At 50.7% G+C, this 19,760-nt stretch carries 13 protein-coding genes; 2 read left to right on the forward strand and 11 right to left on the reverse strand.

Going from position 1 to position 19,760, the window contains the following annotated elements:
• Nucleotides 1-42 precede the first annotated feature (42 nt).
• From QUA20_RS31890 to QUA20_RS00420, 6 genes are all read right to left on the reverse strand, one after another.
• Entirely contained in the window at nucleotides 43-309 is a 267-nt protein-coding gene (locus tag QUA20_RS31890; protein ID WP_445304628.1) for a helix-turn-helix domain-containing protein, read from the reverse strand.
• Nucleotides 225-854, reverse strand: coding sequence for an HNH endonuclease (locus QUA20_RS00400; protein WP_333184266.1), 630 nt, complete (start codon nucleotides 852-854; stop codon nucleotides 225-227). The genes QUA20_RS31890 and QUA20_RS00400 overlap by 85 nt, the downstream gene beginning before the upstream one ends.
• Before the next feature lie 140 nt (nucleotides 855-994).
• Nucleotides 995-4,090, reverse strand: coding sequence for a methyl-accepting chemotaxis protein (locus tag QUA20_RS00405; RefSeq protein ID WP_333184267.1), 3,096 nt, complete (start codon nucleotides 4,088-4,090; stop codon nucleotides 995-997).
• Between the two features lie 147 nt (nucleotides 4,091-4,237).
• Nucleotides 4,238-4,771 carry a chemotaxis protein CheW gene (locus tag QUA20_RS00410; RefSeq protein ID WP_172190500.1) on the reverse strand — a complete coding sequence of 178 codons (534 nt, stop codon included), beginning with the start codon at nucleotides 4,769-4,771 and terminating at the stop codon, nucleotides 4,238-4,240.
• A gap of 700 nt (nucleotides 4,772-5,471) precedes the next feature.
• A complete protein-coding gene (locus QUA20_RS00415) occupies nucleotides 5,472-6,710 on the reverse strand; it encodes a response regulator (protein ID WP_172190496.1) in 1,239 nt (412 codons plus the stop codon).
• Nucleotides 6,711-6,915: 205 nt separating this feature from the next.
• On the reverse strand, nucleotides 6,916-7,353 hold the full coding sequence (locus tag QUA20_RS00420; protein WP_333184270.1) for a hypothetical protein: 438 nt from the start codon (nucleotides 7,351-7,353) through the stop codon (nucleotides 6,916-6,918).
• Nucleotides 7,354-7,938: 585 nt separating this feature from the next.
• Here QUA20_RS00420 and hmpF point away from each other — a divergent pair.
• Complete coding sequence (hmpF, locus tag QUA20_RS00425; protein ID WP_333184273.1) at nucleotides 7,939-9,684, forward strand: pilus motility taxis protein HmpF; 1,746 nt, start codon at nucleotides 7,939-7,941, stop codon at nucleotides 9,682-9,684.
• Here the strand turns inward: hmpF and tilS are convergent.
• Together tilS and QUA20_RS00435 are read right to left on the reverse strand one after the other, a co-directional pair.
• Complete coding sequence (tilS, locus tag QUA20_RS00430) at nucleotides 9,681-10,826, reverse strand: tRNA lysidine(34) synthetase TilS (RefSeq protein ID WP_333184276.1); 1,146 nt, start codon at nucleotides 10,824-10,826, stop codon at nucleotides 9,681-9,683. The genes hmpF and tilS overlap by 4 nt on opposite strands.
• A gap of 127 nt (nucleotides 10,827-10,953) precedes the next feature.
• On the reverse strand, nucleotides 10,954-11,379 hold the full coding sequence (locus QUA20_RS00435; protein WP_333184279.1) for a KGK domain-containing protein: 426 nt from the start codon (nucleotides 11,377-11,379) through the stop codon (nucleotides 10,954-10,956).
• A gap of 15 nt (nucleotides 11,380-11,394) precedes the next feature.
• Here QUA20_RS00435 and QUA20_RS00440 point away from each other — a divergent pair, with 15 nt between their 5' ends.
• Nucleotides 11,395-11,520, forward strand: a complete 126-nt coding sequence (locus tag QUA20_RS00440) for a hypothetical protein (protein WP_333184282.1) — start codon at nucleotides 11,395-11,397, stop codon at nucleotides 11,518-11,520.
• A gap of 111 nt (nucleotides 11,521-11,631) precedes the next feature.
• On the opposite strand, the gene ccsB is transcribed toward QUA20_RS00440, so the two are convergent.
• The 3 genes from ccsB to QUA20_RS00455 all read right to left on the reverse strand — a co-directional run bounded on the left by ccsB (nucleotide 11,632) and on the right by QUA20_RS00455 (nucleotide 19,700).
• Nucleotides 11,632-12,702, reverse strand: coding sequence for a c-type cytochrome biogenesis protein CcsB (ccsB, locus tag QUA20_RS00445; protein WP_333184285.1), 1,071 nt, complete (start codon nucleotides 12,700-12,702; stop codon nucleotides 11,632-11,634).
• Between the two features lie 144 nt (nucleotides 12,703-12,846).
• Nucleotides 12,847-17,094: a CHAT domain-containing protein gene (locus QUA20_RS00450; RefSeq protein ID WP_333184288.1), complete on the reverse strand. Its 4,248-nt coding sequence runs from the start codon at nucleotides 17,092-17,094 to the stop codon at nucleotides 12,847-12,849.
• An 836-nt stretch (nucleotides 17,095-17,930) separates the two neighbouring features.
• Nucleotides 17,931-19,700, reverse strand: a complete 1,770-nt coding sequence (locus QUA20_RS00455) for a DUF3352 domain-containing protein (protein WP_333184290.1) — start codon at nucleotides 19,698-19,700, stop codon at nucleotides 17,931-17,933.
• Nucleotides 19,701-19,760: the final 60 nt, after the last annotated feature.

The following is a 19,760-nucleotide window of genomic DNA, read 5'->3' on the forward strand; positions in this document are numbered from 1 at the left end:
CCTGATTTTAAGCGTTATTGTATTGAGTCTATGTTAGTAGTTTTAGAGAATCTCTTTGTATATCTCGCCCCTTGCCAAGAGAATAATCTGACTGCGAGATATCGCAAATGTCCTGGCTATTTTTGTTTTCGAGATGCCCTCACTTACAAGATAGCGAATCTCCCGCACCCGATCGGGTTTGAGTTTGCGGTTGACAGATGGAACGAAAGGAAAGCGGTTTTTTTCTATAGCATCGCGGGAGTTATCGGCGGGGGTTCCTTCCCACAAATGGTCTGGATTGACACAACCGCGATGCCGCAACTGTGACACGCAAAATAACCGGGTTTGACAGGCCTTCGCAGTTTATGTTCCCGTACAAGTCTGTGAGGGTAGAAACTTTTTGTTTTACCATTAATTTTAGTACCCTTAATGGCGCCACCATCACTTCTTTTCGCCGCCAAGGTACAAATCATGCAGCCGTTCGGCTGTATTTGGGTCCGAATACCAGGAATTATTTCTCTGCCTCGCAGTTGTTTTTGAGGTGTCGGCGCAGATGTACTTCCGACATTTTTAATACGTCCTTTTTTAAACCTATATTGAGAATTTTTCAGCCTAGAACCTTCCCACAAATGGTTAGGATTAATGCAGTTGCGGACATCGCAAGTGTGCCAAGCAAAGTATTCGGGTCTGAGCTGCCGATCTAATGAATGTTTTAATACTAAACGGTGGACAGTAAACGTTTTCCATTCACCGTTAATGCGAAGTCTTTTATTGGCATACCCCATACTAGATTTGGTTAGGCTAGAGATAATACAGCCCGTCGGCTGAACTTCACCAAAGATGCCCGGTATTACCTCTACTATGTTATCGTCCATCTGTGCAACTCCTACTTTGTTTAGGTGTTGAATTAGCAGCCCCGCAGCGGTTTCCAGACTGCGAGGTTGCTTTTTCTATGCCATCATTGCCCCACCAATGTGCTGGTAAATCAGCCGATAAAAAAGCATTAGACACTTAATTATTGTCTTTCTGCGGTTTCTACTCGGAATCTTTCCACCGATGTCAAAAGGTCGCGAGCAACGCCTACCAAGTTTTGCAAAGCACCGGAAACTCGCTGCGCTTCTTGGGATGTTTCCTGAGCAGTTAATTCCACCGCTTGCATCACAGAAGCTACCGCGCGAGCTGTTTCGTTTTGCTCTACAGTGTCGGCAGTAATCGATCGCACTAACACGTCAATTCGGTTAGTTACTTGAATGATATCTTCAAGCGATCGCTTCGCCTGTTCTGCCAATCTTGTCCCCTCAATAACCTGCTGCGTCCCTTCTTCCATCGCCGTCATTACCGCGCCGGTTTCGCTTTGAATCTGCATCACGATCTGTTCGATTTCTTTCAAAGACTTAGCCGATCGGTCTGCCAATTGTCGCACCTCGTCTGCCACGATCGCAAAACCCCTGCCCGCTTCCCCAGCTCTCGCCGCCTCAATACTGGCGTTGAGGGCCAACAAATTCGTCCGGGAGGCGATCGTCGCAATTAAAGCCACAATCTTAGAAATTTCTTGAGAAGCTTCCGCCAACCGCTTGACTTTTCTAGTGGTTTCTGCTACTGTTTCTCGAATTTCTAAAATCCCGGCCACCGTCCGCTCCACAGCCTCGCCCCCTTTCAGAGCCGTTGCTGCCGCGCCCCTGGCCACTTCTTCCGCCTCTCTAGCGCTCTCTGCGACCCGCTGAATCGCGTCGGTGAGGACTTGCACCGAATTCAGCGTTGCCGCCAGTTCCTCAGCTTGCCGCAGCGCGTCGGAAGACAAATCGCCCGCAAACTTAGCACTATCCGTAGCGCCTTTGCTGACCTCCCTCGCCGCCTGCTTCACCTGATGGACGATTTCGCGCAGATTTTGAATAGTCAAGTTAAACGAGTCAGCAACAGCACCCAAAACGTCTGCGGTCACTTCCGCAGTCACCGTCAAGTCACCCCGAGCCGCTCCTTCCACGTCGTCTAGCAAGCGAATCACTTGGCGCTGCAAGTCTTCTTTTGCCTGTTCCTGCTCGTCAGACTTGCGCCTGGTATCGCTAATCGTGGTTTGGATGACCTTCGCCATGTGGTTGAATTTAGCAGCCATTTTGCCAAATTCATCTTCCGAGTAAACCGTAGCGCGAGCGTCCAAAGTTCCTTGAGATACGGCATCGAACTGAGCTTGCAAATTGTCCGAGGACTTGCGCACCTGCTTGGCGATCAACTGGCCGATCCCCCAAGAAGTTAAAAAGCTCGTAAAGCCTGCTGCTGCAGTCATTACCCAGCCTGTTTGGCGCAGGTAAACGATCGCCTCCGGTTTGTCTTGCCGCAGAGCTTGATAGGAGGCAATGTTGGTGACGAAAGCCACAGCTACCAGAGAAACCAGCCCTGCCCCGATTGCCGTGTACAACTGTTTTGTAAACAAAGGGGCATTTTCCAAGAAAGCCAGTCCCCCCTGTTCTACCGTCACCGAAGTATCGACCGCCTCTGTTTCTGTGGGAGCAAAACTCGGCACTGACGAATCAGCCGGGCCGTTTATGCTAAATATCTCGTCATCCCGAATTGCTGAGCCATCGCTGTTGTCAAAGTCCAGGCCGCTGCCTGTCGTTCCCATCATGCCGCTGGTCGAGTTGCCGAAATTGGTATTATTTCTAGTTAGCATCGAACTGCTGGCATCTTCTGAGATGTCAAAGTCCGGCAAATTGCCCAAATCGTCAAACTCGTCAAATTCGTCTAAAAAGTCGCTGTGTTGTTGAGCGTTCGCAGCTTTTGACGACCAACCGCTGCTGTTCTTCTCCGTCGCCCCGAAAGCTGTCGCTTGTTCGTTGTCGTCGAAAGAGAAAGAATCGCTAAAAGCATCGTCATCAAAAGCATCTAACTCGAAGCTGTCTATAGAACCAAATGCCGGGGGTTCCGAGTCGCCGTAACCGTTGTTGTTGGCGGAGGATCGATCGACCGAATTAAATTTTTCCCGGCTCGACCTTTGACTTTGAGAGTTGGGGACAGCACCTCCCATCAACAGCGTTTCGTCTTCAGCCAGCGAATAGTTTGACGAGTAGTCCGACCCGCCGGTATTCGACTGCTTGTTTTGAGGTTGAGAAGACCCGAAACCCGACGAGGGCATCGCCTCGGCAAAGGGGTCTTCCTCTTCTGCAGGATCTGCGCTATGAGCGTGATTTTGGCGGCTCTGGGGCGGGGCTTGGTAGTCGTAGTCGGAGTTCCCGTCGAGTTCGTCTGGCAAATCGAACCCAGCAAAAGGTTCGCCAAAATTGTCGGAGGGCCCGATGGGGGAGTCTACTTGGTTCGAGTCGAAGGAATTCCCGATGTCTGAAGAGGCAAAACTTTGACCGTTGAGCATCTGAGTCGGAGCTTCTGAAAACGAATCTCCTGAGTAAGGTGCCTGTTTCCCAGACACTTTGCTGCTAGACACGTCAGCAGCATCAAACCCTCCGTCATCTAAGGCAAAAGGGTCTCCAAAGTCTGAGTCTGCAAAGTCGTCGATGTCTAGCGAGTCGGGAGTCTCAGCATAAGCTGCCATCCCGGCACTGTCGCTAGAAAAAGGGTTAGAATGTGAGCTTAAATCTGGGACAGGGTCGGCGCGATCGTCCTCTTCTGCTTCCCACTCCAAGCCGCTCATGCCCAAGTCTGCCAAATCCTCGTTTTCCATGTCGTCTGGCGATTGACTCCTATAGGAAAGGGAGGGGGAATTTCCTTGGAAAAGTCCCAAATCCGGGTCTTCTAACCCTTCATCGAGAGATAAGTCTGGGTAGAATTCCAATTCAGTTTCAGCAGACAAAGCCTCGACATTTTCCGGTTGCAGTTCTCCGGATAAAAATTGGTCTGTGTAAGTAATTCCGCTGTGAGCGTGTTCGACCAAAGTCGGATCGTCACTCAGGCCTAGCACAACCGTATACTGTTCCCGCGCCACCTCATACTGTTGCAGTCCGTAGCAGTAAATGTGTCCGCACAGCAGGCGAGCGCTGGGGTCTTCGGGAAAATCTTCTACTAATTGATAAACTAGGGCTGCGGCTTCTGAATAATTGCCATCCATGTAGGCCGCTTCTGCCCGTTGGTAGTCCTGCTGAAAGTTGGTACTTGTTGCCATTTGCCGCCCTCTTTTGATTTTAGATTTTAGATTTGAGATTTTAGATTTTTATCTTGAATTGAATGTTTAGATGCGCGCCTCAAGTCGTGTGACTGTTGATGGTTAGACCTCAATCGAAAATCGCAAATCGCAAATCTAAAATCGATTTCACGCTGCCCACCGCGCCGAGCGCAGAATTTTCACTTGATCTAGCAGTCGGAGCACTTTCTGAGCTGGTGCACCTAACATCCATTCTCCCCTCAGAAATGGAATCATGCCGTCTGGTGCATTGTTCTGAGAGTGCAGTTGCTCTACGTCGAGCCAGTCCATCCCCACAATTCGATCGACTGCCAGCCCTAAAATCGTGTCTTGGTCTTCCACAGCCACGATCGGGATTTCCGGTCTGTCTGTGTTCAGAGGTGTTTGGTCTCCCAGAAATTGGCCCAGGTCTGCCACCCAAATCACTCGTCCTCTCATATTTAGGGTACCTAAAAGCAAAGATGAAACGTTGGGGATCGGTGTCATGCGGTCTGGGGACGGGGCTAGTACCTCTCTAATCCCTGTCGCCGGCAGTGCGAACTCGTTCCCCGAAGGAACATAGAACCGCAGGTGCAGCTCGCCTTCGGGAGTTTCTAGTTCTTGGAATTCCGGAGCCGGATCTACGCCTAGTCCTGGTAATATAAAGTCTGGGCTGCCGCTAATCATCATTCTGACACCTGCTTTCTAGCAAATTGTTGACGTTTCCCGCCAAGAAGAACCCGATCGAAACTTCGACGATCAAAACTTGACACAGCCAAGCTTGACACAGCCAAGGGGTGAATGGCGCGACTACCGGAGGTGCTTGGCAAGAGATTTGCTCCGTCCATAATTGACTGCAATCAATAATTCACGCGACCTTTGCTGACAAATTAGCTCAAATCGACTGCGAACAATTAATTTGGAACCCCTAAAGCTTCACTTTGTACTCCCACCGCCGTCTAAATTGGTAAAACTCTGGGTAATTTCTGCGATGAATGCTAAACCGGTACTCGGATTAGCGACGGGTAGTTGACATGGTTGGTGTCGCGACAATCATGAACTGAGTCAGTTAAGACTGAGAATGCACTCTCCGACTTTGTACAGAAATACCTAGCAATTAGTAGCTCTGCGCATCGGTTTTTCGGAGCGGCTGCAAGTGGAGAACAAGTATATTATATTTGCACTTTGAGCGTGTTAGACCCACTTGGGTGGAGAAATTGAACAGAGTTTTACCGACGCCCTCATGCCAGCGCGCGGACTTACACATTCTAGTTTATGCTGCGCTCGCCAATAGTGCCCGCCCGCGAGCTTTCTGTTTGTGGCGGTCGAGACTCGATCTAAGCGCAGGTACAAGAAAGCTCCCACAATGCCACCGATGCGAAATTTATTTTTCTTCTAATTCGTCTTCTAGCGAGCGGTCTAATAATCTTTCCGATATATTGGCCAGAGGGTAGCCCGGACCCACATATTTTTCTACCAGCATCAATAACTCGCTTTCGCCAAAAGGTTTGGTGTAAAAGTCTGTAGCTCCGGCCATGCGAGCTTTAACGCGGTCAATAAATCCGTCGATGCCGGTCAGCATAACGATCGGGGTCTGCCGGAAAGCGCTAGAATTGCGCAGCATAGCGCAAATTTCGTAGCCGTCGAGTTCTGGCATGGCGATGTCACACAGAATTAAATCGGGTTTGAGTTGAAAAACCAAACTCAGGGCTTGGAGGGGATTGCCGATCGCCGTAGCTTCGTAACCGTGTTCATTTAAAATTGACTCGACTGTTTTGCGAATAATCTTGTCGTCGTCAATGCAGACAACTCTAGGAGGCTTGGTTTCTGGGGACGACCATTCTTTTTTGTTGTTGGCCGGGGCTACAGAGGACTCGTAAAATACTTGCACCAATCCCTGCTGCACGAAGGGGTAAATCGCCTTAGCGACAGTCAGCACGTCTCGGTTGAGGTAGCGCGCCATTTGGCGGATCGAAGTGTGGCCGTCGGCCCAGCGTCTGAGAGTATTAAAGGTATTGACAGGCAGCGCTACTCGCAGTTCGGAGGGATCTGAAATCACCGGGCATTGGTTGGGCGACTGAATGTGAGGGTGAAACTGCTTCCACTGCTGCACCTGTTTGACAATCTTGGCCAGCAGCGAGCTAATTTCTAAGCTGGTCAGTTGAGGAGCCAAAGCAGGGCCCATTTCAAAAGTGAAGGAACCCTGGTGGAGGCTGAGCAAGTCAAAAAGGGTTTCGTGGATCATGCTGTGGATGATGTTGCGCCCTTGAGCTGGGGTGAGGATGTGGTTTTCTAGCAGGGCCCACAGGTAGCCGTATTCTGGGGCATTCGTAGATGCCATATAGGGAACTTGGATTTTGTCGAGGGCGGTATCTGCTTTGTAGCGGCGCAGGTAGTCGCGCAAGCGAAACAAACTGCCCGCACTCTGGGTAGCGTAAATAATCTGACCGTTGAAGCAGAAGACATACCAGGATTGTCCTGCAAGGGAGCGCAGGGTAGGTTGAGTACCCGTGCTGCTGCTGGTGGAGGTGTAGGCCTCTACGAACAGTTCTCCGGTTCGCTGACCTAACTCAATCAATTGCAGGATGCTGCGGATGTCAATTTCACTCAAATTTCCCTGCATGCAGCTAAAGTGTCCTCCTTAAAACCGTTGGCGTCTGAGCTCGGAAAGACTGTGTGCTGGCGCAAAGATTGACTTTAGTTTCCGTCAATAATTTACGCACTTATGCCCATCTCACAATTGGGAATTGACGAAAGGGCGATACTTGCTGCCTAAGTAGGCCGCGCTACCAGTCCACAAGCTGAAACCGCGAAACTCGCGGCATTCTCTAAGTGTAGAGTTTCACCTTGTATTCCCACTGTTGCCTAAACTCGTAGAATCCACATCGCACAATTGCACGGGCACTTCGACTGTGCAACGCTGGCATTCCCGACTGCTTCAAGTCTTCGGCCGCCAAAGTTTTGAAGTTTTTGGCTGAGTATGCCGTCAGTTTATCCAACGCATCTTTGCGTAGGTCAACTTCAAAATACCGAGGATTCTCTGGTTTTACCGCTGCTACCAGCAGCAAGTGCCGATCGATCCCCGAGGGGAACTTGAGGCTAGTCTGTTGGGTTGGATGAGTTGCGCTTAAGGTTTTTTTTGGCTTTGGCCCAGCCCTAAAATCAGGTGCAGTCAAAATGAACCTTTGTTGGCAATTGTCAGGAAAACCCTCACTGCCGATCGACCTTTTTGCTCGCCCGCGGCTCGCGTCATAGGCTCGCGTCATTACCCTATTCTAAGGCAGCGCGGTTCAAATCCCTAGTCCGCCGGAGGATGGCGATCGCTTGGAGGCAGCGAGGGCTTTTTTCACGATCGAGCCACAACTAAAGCCTGGTACAATCAATAGAAAGTTTTTGACGGACTGACCTTTTTCAGCTTTAGGCTATGGTAGTCCCCGCAGTTTTGCTAGTCTTTAATCAAGCGGCATTGATTCTGCTGTCTCATTCGTCCAGAAAGCAGGCGGCGGTCGTGCTTTATGGACGCTCTCCCGTGAAGCAGTGCTATGCGTGAGTGCTGCTATAGTTAGGAAAAAATGCTATCCCCGGATTCGGCAAAGGACACCAAAGAGTAAGACTTAAGTGGCAAAAAGTTATCCTTACTTGCCTATACTTATTTACTTTAGGTAAGTTGACTACAGATCGCACGCAGTGTTATCTTTAGTTGAGAACCTTTGGCTTAAGGGGGATAGCCTACTTATCTTGGGATTAGCCGTCTACCCAACAGCGTAGGAAGTAAACACCACTTATCTTTTAGGCCTTTAAGTAACTTAAAGTAAGTTGGGATAGGTTTTACGAAGCAGAGGACTATTAGTGTGCTGTATCTAGCGGAAGTACAAAAACAGAGAAGCGGCTTTGGTCTCGGTGGCGGTAAGGCTGAACTGAAACTGCTAGCTTGTCAGCGGGGCGAACACAATTGGAGCGCCGTACCAGGCGATGACGCGATCCCAGTTGAGGAAGCTAATAAGTTTAACGACGGCACGCTGGTGCTGGTGGAGTTGAGCGCTAGCAAGCAAGTGCAGCGGATTCAGGAGGCGGCCCGCCAGTTGGTGAGCATTCTGCAAAATTTCTCGCGCTTGCAGGATAAGTTTAAGGATAAGGAAGAGGAAATTGAACAGTGGAAGGCTTCTCTGACGTTTTCGAGTCAGGAACTCAATCGCCGGGAAATGGAAATGCAAGCCCGCGAAGAGCAGTTGGCTCAAATGGAAGATGAGTTGGAGCGACTAGAGGCTCAGCGCTCGGAAATTGAAAATACTCGAGATGAAGCTAACCGACTGCGAGAAGAGGTCGATCGCAGCCGCGTGGAAATTGAGACCGCTTGGGAACAGTTGCGGGGCGAGCAGCAGCGGGTGGCCCAGCAGCAGTCTCAGGTTCCGCAGGGGGCGGTGGTTGATGAGCAGCAGACCCAGAGGATTCAGGAGTTGATGAAGAAGCTGGGAGGGGCAATTGCTTCGGCCCAAGGGGTGCGGGAACAACTGAATCAGTCTTTTGGTGCGGTGGGGGCTCAGCAGGCAATTCTGGATCAGCACTGGCAGCAGTTGGAGCAAAAACGGGCAAACGCTCAACAGCAGCAAGAAGAGGTCGATCGACAAAATCAGAGCCTCCAAAGCCGCTGGCAGGAGTGGTATCAATCTCAAGATGCTTTGGCGCAAGCTCGGGCGGATCTTAAAGGGCAGCAAAGTACCCTCAGCGCTAAGCAGGAGCAGGCTCAGTCGGTGTCTTTGCAGGTGCGCGCTGTTGAGGATCTGTACCAGCAACTTTCCAGGCTCGCATCTGCTTCGGGTGGTGCGGGTACTGAGCAGAGAGTAGATGTGTCAGCCCTGGAGAAGATGCCGGTTGAGGAGTTGCAGGGGCTGGTGCAACACCTGCAACAGGATTTGGAAAAGGTGTTCCGCTTTGTTAACGATCAAGAGGAGGAGTTGACTCTGCAGCGGGAGACAATCGAGGAGCTGCAAGGGAAAATTCAAGCTGCTAGCGAGTACGATCGCATGGCTTTGGAAAATGAAATGGCAGATGAACTTGAAAGTTATCAGATGTTGAACGAAACTCTGGTGGGACAGCGCCTCCGGTTGCAGGAACGCGAAGATGTTTTGAAGCAGCATCAGGCGGTGCTGTGGCGGCGGCTTGGTACTGCTAATGCTCCAAAACAAGAGCGAGGAGATATTGATTTGGGGCCGGTCGTCGCACAGCTCAATACTCAGCGGCAGCAGCAAAGCCAAGAATTGCAAAGACTGGAAAACGAAATTCAGCAAGTGCGGGAAGCCATATCCCAAATTGAGGCAAATGTAAACCGCCAAAATGGGGAAAGTGAGGCGAAACGCTACGAACTCAAGCAGTTAGAGCAGAATTTGTTCAACCAGAAAGGTGCAGTGGCTGAACTCTGGGGTCGAGTGAATGTTTATCAAGAAATGTTGCAACCGGTGCAGGACAATTTGAAGGGCCTGCGCCAAAAGCTGGAAGCGGTGGGGGGGGAACTCGATCGCGTGCAGCAGACTGGAGAGGAGCAAGATCGGGTAGTTTCTGATTTGCGGCAAGTCCTTTCGGGTTTGATAACAGCTTAAAATTTAATATCTAAAATTATCGAAGGGTGTTCTACTCGACCGATCGCTCCTCCAGGAAATGGATCGGTTTGCGATCGGTTGGGCGCTAGGATTAAGCTGGTTAGTTTTTCTACGCTTTCAAAGCTGGGTGCTGAGGGCAATATTTGTTGCAGTAGTTGCCGCATTGACCGTCGCTGCAATGCCAGGGGTGCTTCGCGCAAAATCGGGCGATTTAACTTGACGGGAAGTTGAAAATTCACCTGCGGATTATCTCCAATTGGAGACATTGCTCGCTGTAGCAAGTCGCTGGCTGCAAGTTCGAGATATTCTACGTCGGCGCGGAGGAGTTCGGCTGTTTGAGCTAGCGCTTGTTGGGCTTTTGGGTTGAAATGAGTTTCCAAATAAGGCAATAATTCCGATCGAATGCGGTTGCGGGTATATTGCAAGTCTTGATTTGTGGAATCTTCCCAAATTGGTAGTTTTTGCTCTTGACAAAATTGACCTGTTTGCGATCGAGTTATTTCCAGCAAGGGACGAACTAAATAGATTTTAGATTTTAGATTTTGGATTTTCGATTGGGAATTTTCATCCTGATTTTCCAATCTAAAATCAGCAGATATTTGGGAGTTGGGATTTTCGCCGGAATTCCCCAATCTAAAATCTAAAATCGGCAATCGAAAATCGAGCAGGGGCCTCGTCCAGGTGAGGGCAGAAAGTCCGTCGGCGCCGCTGCCGCGAATCAGGTTGTAGAGGAGTGTTTCGGCGCGATCGCTGGCTGTGTGGCCTGTAACAATGTAGGGATAGTTGTGGGCGATCGCAATTTCGGTTAAAGCTTGATATCGCCACAGTCTGGCGGCTGCTTCTGTTTTGGGGATGTCTGAGGTTGTTTCCAAATAGTAGGATATTCCCCAGTTTTGAGCTAATTGTTCTACATGATTGGCCGAGGCTTCCGAGTCAGAACGCCAACGGTGATCGCAGTGAGCAATCGCTAGGCTCCAGCCCCATTTTGACTGCAAATCTAGCAGTAATTTAATTAAACACAGAGAATCTTGTCCGCCGGATACTGCTACTAACAATGGCTGATGTGATGGCAATATTTGTCGCTGCAACAGTGTCCGGTGCAGTTGAGCGTGGAGGTGCGTCCAATTGGAAGATTCGGCCATGAGAGCAGTTTTTCATCAAGCAAGAAGAAGGAAGTTCGGAAACGAGGAGTGTAAGGAATTTAACGGATGGATTTTGAGGAAAGAAGGGCGAGCATCCCCCTCTCCCTATCTCCCACTCTTTGTCTTCCTAGCTCCACATTCCTAGACTTTGGGGGTCGCGGTCTGGATACCTAGACATAGGAAAATGATTATTTATTTCTGTTGAGTCACATTGATTTAATGGCTCATCTATATCGGTTTGATTTGAGCTATCTACGGCATGGTTTTGCACGGTGTCCGATCTTTCGGCAGCGGCAGGAAGGGCTTTTTGCTCTTTGATTTCAGGTTCGAGCGGAATGAACTCCAGACGCATTCTAAGTTTTCCTTTAGTCCAGTCTTTGCCAGCACTTAATAGCTCGCAATCCAAGCCGTCTGAAAATAATTTTTCGTCTACCAATTTTGACTGCATAATTGCCATAAATTCACTCACTTTGAATGTACATTGATACATCAAAGCGCTGGTAGGGGCGGACACAACATCGTCTTCTTGGGGAAATATTTTCGATTCGTCCATATTAATTGTCCTTAGTTGAATGAAGGAAGAAGGAAGAAGGAAGAAGGAAGAGGGAAGAGGGAAGTTAGAAGAAGGAAGAAAGCCCTTCGATTTCGCGATCGGGTAAAAAAAGGGAAGAAGGAAGAGAAAGTTAATTATTAGAATCTTGCTCGTGGAGTAAGGTGGGAATTGCCCACCCTACAACCGGAGATGATATTAATCCCGATTCTTTGACTTATCCTGTTCTTCTTTGGCCCATTGGTGGATCGGGAATTAGAAAAACCAACCGTAGGAATGTAAACCTTTGCCTAACAGATTAACGCCTAGATAGCAAATCCAAACTACCACAAAACCTGTGGCGGCTAAAATTGCTGGGCGTCTTCCCTGCCAGCCGCGAGTGATGCGGGCGTGTAGGTAGGCAGCAAATACCAACCAAGTAATCAGCGCCCAAGTTTCTTTCGGGTCCCAACTCCAGTACGATCCCCAAGCTTCGTTAGCCCAAACCGCACCGGCAATAATGCCAACTGTCAGTAAAGGAAATCCTAAACCGATGATGCGATAGCTAATGTTATCAAGAGTTTCTGCTAGATTCAAGCGCTGGGGCGAGAGAAGTTCTGCGGTTTGAGTTGGGGCGGTTGATGGGGTTTGAACGGTTGCTAATTCGAGCACTGCGGTGGTGCCCAAACCGTTATTGTTGGAGTTGAAAGAGGGTTCGCTGAAAACTAATGCGCCGTCGGCACTGGTTTCTGCAGTTTGAGGTTCGGGGTTTTGAGGGCGTTGGAGGCGGTAGCTGCCGTTGCGGTTGCTGTTGGTGCCGAAGGAACTACCGGTGAGTTCGATTTTTTGACCGCGGGTGACGATTAAAAAGGCGATCGCCAGTAGCGCTCCTACCATTAAAGTTGAGTAACTGAGCATCATGACGCTAACGTGCATCATCAGCCAGTTTGATTTGAGGGCGGGTACTAGGGGCTCTGCAGATTGCATGGTTGCGGGCAGAGTCAGGGCTGCAAAGGCGGATATTGCCATTGCTACGGGGGATGTGGCTACTCCTACTAAGCGGGAACGGCTCATGTTTTCCGCGACTAGGTGGATGGCGGTGATTCCCCAAACTAGGAAAAATAGGGATTCGTAGAGATTGCTTAAGGGGAAGTAGCCGGCTTCTATCCATCGAGAACCGAGTAAAGCGGCGATGGATAGGTTGGCGACGGCCATTCCAGCGGTTCCTAGGGCTGACAGGTAGGGAATGCCGGGGAATGCTGCGCCAACCCAGTAAATGAGCATTGTTGAGAACAAAATGGCAAAGGAGATGTTGTCCAGCCAGTTCTGGAGTACGACCAGATCCATAAAAATTACTCCGGTAGTGTTTTTACTTATTTTTGCTAACTAGATCGATCGTACTGGGGTTGGGCAGTTTTGGGTTTGGGATTTTGAATTTTTGTGGCAATTATGAGTAATTGGCGGTGGTTGAGGTGCCCGCGGGCGATCGACTTACCAAGGATTGCCAATCATTCTAAAAGCAGACCAATAATAAGGATGAGAGAAATTCTGACTCGTCGTTTTTGCCAATTCCGGGGGTAGCGGCAGATTGCCAACAGAAGTGTGCAGCATCCCCCTTTCAATTCGCACATCTCCCCGCAACATCGCTAATTGCGCTTGCCGCAGTGCTTCTGCTTTAATCGGAGCAGTTTTTAACTGCCCGTAAAACTCCGTCATCAACCCCAAACTGCCCTCGTCGCTGACATACCAAAGAGTCGCCATAGCCGATTTAACCCCGGCTTGCACGGCTAACCCGCCAAAGCCCAACTCGGCCTCTCGATCGCCCACAGCAGTCTTGCAAGCACTCAAAACTAACATTTCAACTTGCGGGCTGTGCCAATTCATTTGCCGCAACTGATCCAAACGCAATTTAGTATCCCACAACTGAATAAAGGATTCGCTGGGATCTCCCGATCGAAATTCGGCGTGAGTAGCCAAGTGAATCATCCCAAAAGGCTGCTGCTGGCGCTGCGATTTCAAATTGGCCAGGGTGAAAGCTTCGTTCAAGAAAGACTTACCCGGCCACTGCTGCGGCGTGATTGTCGATACTTCTATTTGCACTGCAGGCAAAGGACTCATATTTGCAAATTGCGACGCCCCCATTGCCAGAACTTGGGTATTTTTGAAATTGGCGGGGCTGCTATCTGTCAAACTCAGACTCGGCATCGATCCAACACTGTAACGCTCTACCAGAAAGCCTTTGCCGTCGTGCAGGGCGGCCATCGGTATCGATCGCAACCCCATATCTGAGATAAAAGATAAATTCTCAATGCCTTGGGCTTGCAGTTCTGCTTCGAGCGGCGCTACTATCCACTGGTAAAGCTGCTGAGCCAAGGGCAAATAACTTTTAGTATTGCGCTTTACCGGATTAGTCAGTTCATCGCGAAATCTCCGAACAGCTTCCATTACCTGGGCGCGAGAGGTTCCAGGGATGCGCTGGCGAACGGGCACGCCTTCGGGCGCGATCACCATCATTTCCAGTTCGTCAGAGGCTTGAATTTGCTGTTCTACGCGCAAGATGGAGGAACTGCTGTAAGGCCGATCGACTGTAGAACCCTTGGGTACAAAGCTGATATAAATGAGAGCTGGTTTGATGCCTGTGGCTTGTTGGACACTGCGAAGGGTATTTTGGGCATCTTCTAGGGTGGCGAGCGCAGTTGTTGATGGCAAATTTAGGTAATCGACAAACTCCCTGGTAAATCTCTCCTCGACGGGAAAAATAACGGCGCCGACGTTTGTTGGCGAATTGGAAGCGTCAATGTTCCAGGACGCGGGAGGTGAAATGCGCTGTTCCAAGGAATTAGATATCTGGTTTTGCTGTTGCAAGCTGGGCGAAAATAAAGGATTTGTGCTCGGTGGCTGGTTGGCCGCGAGATCCTGTGTAGGTATCGGTGCGAGATTTATTGGCGCAGCAGCAGGCGCAACCGCTGGGTTTTGAGTAATTGTGGGTGCGATCGGCACATTTGATACCGGTGCTGGATTTGGAGTAATTGTCGGTGCGATCGGCACATTTGATACCGGCGCTGGATTTGGAGTAATTGTGGGTGCGATCGGCACATTTGATACCGGCGCTGGATTTGGAGTAATTGTCGGTGCGATCGGCACATTTGATACCGGTGCTGGATTTGGAGTAATTGTCGGTGCGATCGGCACATTTGATATCGGTGCTGGATTTGGAGTAATGGTGGGTGCGATCGGCACATTTGATATCGGCGCAGGGGCTGGTGCGGGTGCGGGTGCTGGCGCAGGGGCTGGTGCTGGTGCTGGCGCGGGTGTTGGCGCTGGTGCTGGTGCTGGTGCTGGCGCTGGTGCTGGTGCTGGCGCTGGCGCTGGTGCTGGCGCTGGTGCTGGCGCTGGTGCGGGTGCTGGCGCTGGTGCGGGTGCGGGTGCGGGTGCTGGCGCTGGCGCTGGTGCGGGTGCTGGCGCTGGTGCGGGTGCTGGCGCTGGTGCTGGCGCTGGCGCTGGTGCGGGTGCGGGTGCGGGTGCTGGCGCTGGCGCTGGTGTCGGCACATTTGATACCGGTGCTGGTGTTGGCGCTGGTGCTGGTGTCGGCGCTGGCGCTGGTGTCGGCGGTGTCGGCGGTGTCGGCGGTGTCGGCGCAGGGGCGGGTGCTGGTGTCGGCGGTGTCGGCGGTGTCGGCGGTGTCGGCGGTGCTGGTGTCGGCGCTGGCGCTGGTGTCGGCGCAGGGGCGGGGGCAGGGGCTGGCGCTGGTGTCGGCGCAGGGGCGGGTGCAGGGGCTGGTGCTGGTGTCGGCGCAGGGGCTGGGGCTGGTGCTGGTGTCGGCGCAGGGGCGGGGGCTGGTGCGGGTGCTGGTGCTGGCGCTGGTGTCGGCGCAGGGGCTGGGGCTGGTGTTGGTGCAGGGGCTGGTGCTGGTGCTGGTGCAGGCGCTGGTGTCGGCGCAGGGGCTGGGGCTGGTGCTGGTGTCGGCGCAGGGGCGGGTGCGGGTGCGGGTGCAGGCGCTGGTGTCGGCGCAGGGGCTGGGGCTGGTGCGGGTGCAGGTGCGGGTGCTGGTGCTGGCGATACTGAAGAAGCCGTAATGTTAATTTGCGTCGGCTGTACTATCTGAGGGGTGGGGCTGAAATAACGTCCCTGTGTAATAACATTTTCCTTCTTTGGGCCCCCAGTGGCAATGCTGCCAGCAGTACCGTTGAGTTTGTTATAGTCGGGCCCGACGCTGAAAAGAGTCTTCGAGGCTTCGCCACCGTGGCGAATGGTGATATCTCCAGCATTAGCGCTACCAGTAGTGGATGCGCTAATGCTGCAAGCTTGCGACAAGCAGTTGTTATCGTTTGTGAAAGTGCCTGTTGCTCGGAAATAACCGCCGGCTGTAATGTCAATATCTCCTCCGGCTGTTCGGCCTTCGGTGTTGATATGCGTTACTTCGATGTCGTTGCGGGCGTTGAGGGTGACTGCGCCGCCTTGTTTTTCTTCTGAGTTGGCGTCTATGAACGCTGTTTGAATGCTGCTTGAGGGTGCTGCAATACTAACGTCTCCGGCGTTGCTGTTTTTGTCGATCGACCCTGCGTTGATATTGCCTGTTTCTACTTTTCCTGTACGGCTGGTGACGGTGATGTTGCCGCCTGCGGTGGTGTCCGAGTGGGAGTCGAGATCGACAGTGCGAATGTCGCCACTAGCTTCTAGGGCGATCGCGCCGCCTTGAGAACTTGTCAGGTTTCCGCTGGCTGCAATGGTGTTGGCTGCTTGAATTTCGATCGCCTGAGCGTTTGCATCTTTTACTGCAACGTCCCCCGCAGCTACTGCTCGGTTAGACGCCGTGAGTACCACTTCACCGCTGGCATTGAGGCCGATCCCTGTAGCGTTTGTTTCACCGATGCCTGTGAGCAGTTCGGGCAAGGATGCGATCGGCAATGTTGAATCTGTCGCGCTGGATGTTCTAGTGCTGCTCGTCCCCGAGGGCGGCTCGATTTCCAAACTCAGCAAATTGCCTCGCTGGCTGACGCGCACTAAATTTGTCCCGGAGACTGATGCTACGGTAATTTGACCGCCTGGGGCCGCAAGGCTGCCGGTGCTGACAACGGTGCCGCCGAGCAAGGTTAAGTTCTGCCCTGACTTAACTGCTAAGTCTGCCGTGCTGATAATTGCCCCTGCTCGATCGGCCCCAAAAGCAAAGGAATTGGGCGCGCCTGTCAGAGATGTGTAGGCGCTAGTACCGACAGCGTTAAACGAGTTTGAACCAAATCCAATAGCGGTGGCGGTGGTTGCTGTGAAAGAAGCCGGCACGTTTAAGCTGGCACTGTTGCCAAATATGATGCCGGATGGATTCATCAGAAACAAGTTAGAATTGCCGCCGGTTACTTGAATTAAGCCGTTAATAATCGAGGGTTTACCGCCGCCTATGCCCGCTAAAATGTTGCGAATGTTGGGGTTTGATATAAAGTTGGCAATCTGATTTTGCGACAAGCCGAATTCTGTAAAACTGTGGAAAAGATTTGCTTTATCGCTCGATAATTGCCCGCCTTGAATATCGAAGCGAGTTTGCTGCCCAGGAGTTCCGCTTTGGGGTTCGCTAGTGACTGTTGTGTTCGTTCCCTCCGCCGCTGGAACAATAGTTTGACCTTCGGCTTTTGCTTGCAAAAAGTAAAGATTTATTAAGATAATTGGCAGAGAAACTGCCAGTTTGCTTATTCTTTTTTTAGACAGACATCTCGCCTGTATTTGAATATTTTTGGCGGTTTCCATAGGTTTTTAATGGGTAAAATATATACACAGAAATTAGGTAAAAAAACCTAGTTTCTCTGAAATTTTGGGGTTAAAGACTGTATATTGATGAAGCTACCGGGTTTCGGACTGCAAGTGCGTTCCAGACTCACTTTCCCAACTCACTGAGGAAAATTTCCCTGTAAAATTTGCCTCTGCATTTGCAATTCCCCGAGCGTATCTTCTGCACAATCTAAATATAACTCGCAATGCCTAGAATCTGTATCTTCCCGATGACATATAAAAAAATTGGCTTTCCTTGACGCACTGCGACGCCGAGAAACCTGTTTTTTTATGTTAGTGAGAGTGTGAAGAAGTATGGCGGTTTAACAAATCGGCTTCTGCGCCCAGAACTGACCGGGGAAAATCCACGTAAAAAAATTTTCCTTTCGTTTTATAAAGAACAAAAAAAGCCGGCTCTACAATTGCCGACCATTAAAATTCTGACAAAAATAAGAAGTCCTGGACGCAACGGGTATATAGAGTAGGGTGCGTCAGAAACCGTGGATTGCTTCTTCATTCCTGGACGTAGAAACCGAGTTTTTTAACGAAAACAGTTAGTTGCAGTTCAAGGCTTAAAAAACTCGGTTGCTTTGGTATTCCTGGACGCAGGGCTGCATAGAAACCGGGTTTTTTAACGAAAATAATTCGTTGCAGCACACAGAAACGATAAAAAAACCCGGTTTCTTTAGTGCGTATGCGTAAGTCTTGTTCTTGCTTCTTACTTCTTGCTTCTGGCGGCTGCCTTTCGGTTTTAATCTGTCGCCCTGTTGCTGTTTAATGGGCTCTCCAGGCGGATTTGTAGAATGATTTAAGAGTTAGTTGGGAGAAGTTTGGACGGTGGGCGAGGGACTTGGTGAAGCAGGGCTCGGTGAAGCAGGGCGCGGTGAAGCAAGACTCCGTGAAGGATTTGCAGGAGGAGTGGATTGGGTGGATTTTTTGAGGCCGACAAAAGCGTCATAACGGGTGGTACGATCGCCAATGACGGCGGCTGTAACGCCGATCGACCGCGTGGCGTCTATCCACATTTTTTGGTTGGGAGGAAACTCCGGCAAAGCTAGGTTTTTCGGGTTAAACGCACTCTCGGTGTCGATGAAGAAATTGCCGTTGTGGGGTTTAAGTTGCGATCGTACTGTTTTCTGGAACAGTTCGCTGCTTAAAAGCGGACTTTTCGGTGCCGGAACGATCGCATCAACCACTGGAGCTCCTACTGTCATAAACGCTACATCGTTCATCCAGCCGCGAGTTACCGTAATCCCTCCAAACGGCGATGTCCATTTTGTCGCAGGTTTGCCGCCGACTTGAATTTCCTCAACTCTAAACCCTTTAGTTTTCATCGTTTCATCAAGCTGTTTCAGGGATTTGTCGGCTGCGCCCCGGTTGTTTGTTTCCACCATAAATACAAATCCGGCAGCAAATTTGTCTTTGGGATTCTGTGCGGGGGCTGGTATTAATGATAGAGAAAATTCTCCCCCCATCCAGTTCATCAAGTCTTTATCTAAATCCATGCCCGTAGTGGATTTTAAACCTGTGCGCAAAACTTGGGGATTAATCGGGGAAACCGGGTTCGCCTCGGCTCCCAATACATAGTCTTGCCACAAACGCTGCAAGTTACCGCCGGATACCATCATTATTGTATTGCTTGGCAGGCGGTTGACCATTTTTAGAGCATTGTTTTCTACTGCTATCCTTCTGGTAGAATCTGGTTTTAGCCAAGAGACTGATTTGAAGGCAATTCCTTCTGCATCCAGCGTCGCTGTGGTGGCAAATCCCTGATTTTGTTGCAGTTTTTCGAGGTTTTCTGGCGAAATTTCGCGAACTGAGTTGGCGGCGGCATAGGCGGCGGCAACGGGCATATTGACGTAGATTTGACCGAAGGCGCCCGGACTTTTTATTTTGTCTATGGCGTCTGCATAGCCAGGGGTTTTTGCTAGGGAAGGTTCGCCTTTGTAGGTGTCGATTATTCTGTCTGTAGCGCTAGAATCTGTGGTGACTGCTAGATAGCTTGTGCCGAGTACCGCGACAGAGAAATTGCGATCGGGTACGCCTTGAGTTTCTGTGACTTGGACGCCTTTATAATTACGCTCAACTATTTTTCCTTGGCTGAGAGGCCTGGGTTTTGTTAATAATTCTTTGGCTTTGATCGGGTTGGCAATTGGCAGGATAATTGCCACTGACTGTTGAATTGGCGGAGATGGGGGCGCGTTGGGTGCGGGCGGGGGGGCTGGTATAGCTATTTTGTTGCGGAGAAAGGCTACCATTGCTGTGTTACCCACCCAGGGTTGAATGTCTTCCTGGTAGGCGTAGCCGTTGCTGGTGAGGAGGCGATCGCGCATTTCGCTTAAAAACCTCTCAAACGAAGCTTTTGACTCCGGCGTGCCAAACTCTCGCAGTCTATTCCACTGCGATTCATCGGTGCTGATGGATAGGGCCATCATCGTATCTTGCGGGACAACCGTTGCCCCCGCCGGCAAATCTTTGGCGGGGCCACGGGAGAGGACGAGGTAGTAGGTGACAAAGCCTAAACCGATCAGAAGTGTGGCGGCTCCGATCGTAAACAGCAGGGAAGATTTATCTTTCTTAAACATTATTCGTAAGGTTCTGGTGCTCGCAACATGATAGATTATTTTCTTGGCTCATGTAACAGA

It is taken from the genome of Microcoleus sp. Pol7_A1 (assembly GCF_036701085.1).
In the GTDB taxonomy this organism is placed as follows: domain Bacteria; phylum Cyanobacteriota; class Cyanobacteriia; order Cyanobacteriales; family Microcoleaceae; genus Microcoleus; species Microcoleus asticus.

What these genes read in the sequence shown, in the direction of transcription:
- QUA20_RS00400 (WP_333184266.1), bottom strand. Translation starts at nt 854, where the DNA reads ATGGACGATAACATAGTAGAGGTAATACCGGGCATCTTTGGTGAAGTT.
- QUA20_RS00405 (WP_333184267.1), bottom strand. Translation starts at nt 4,090, where the DNA reads ATGGCAACAAGTACCAACTTTCAGCAGGACTACCAACGGGCAGAAGCG.
- QUA20_RS00415 (WP_172190496.1), bottom strand. Translation starts at nt 6,710, where the DNA reads ATGCAGGGAAATTTGAGTGAAATTGACATCCGCAGCATCCTGCAATTG.
- QUA20_RS00420 (WP_333184270.1), bottom strand. Translation starts at nt 7,353, where the DNA reads ATGACGCGAGCCTATGACGCGAGCCGCGGGCGAGCAAAAAGGTCGATC.
- tilS (WP_333184276.1), bottom strand. Translation starts at nt 10,826, where the DNA reads ATGGCCGAATCTTCCAATTGGACGCACCTCCACGCTCAACTGCACCGG.
- QUA20_RS00435 (WP_333184279.1), bottom strand. Translation starts at nt 11,379, where the DNA reads ATGGACGAATCGAAAATATTTCCCCAAGAAGACGATGTTGTGTCCGCC.
- ccsB (WP_333184285.1), bottom strand. Translation starts at nt 12,702, where the DNA reads ATGGATCTGGTCGTACTCCAGAACTGGCTGGACAACATCTCCTTTGCC.
- QUA20_RS00450 (WP_333184288.1), bottom strand. Translation starts at nt 17,094, where the DNA reads ATGGAAACCGCCAAAAATATTCAAATACAGGCGAGATGTCTGTCTAAA.
- QUA20_RS00455 (WP_333184290.1), bottom strand. Translation starts at nt 19,700, where the DNA reads ATGTTTAAGAAAGATAAATCTTCCCTGCTGTTTACGATCGGAGCCGCC.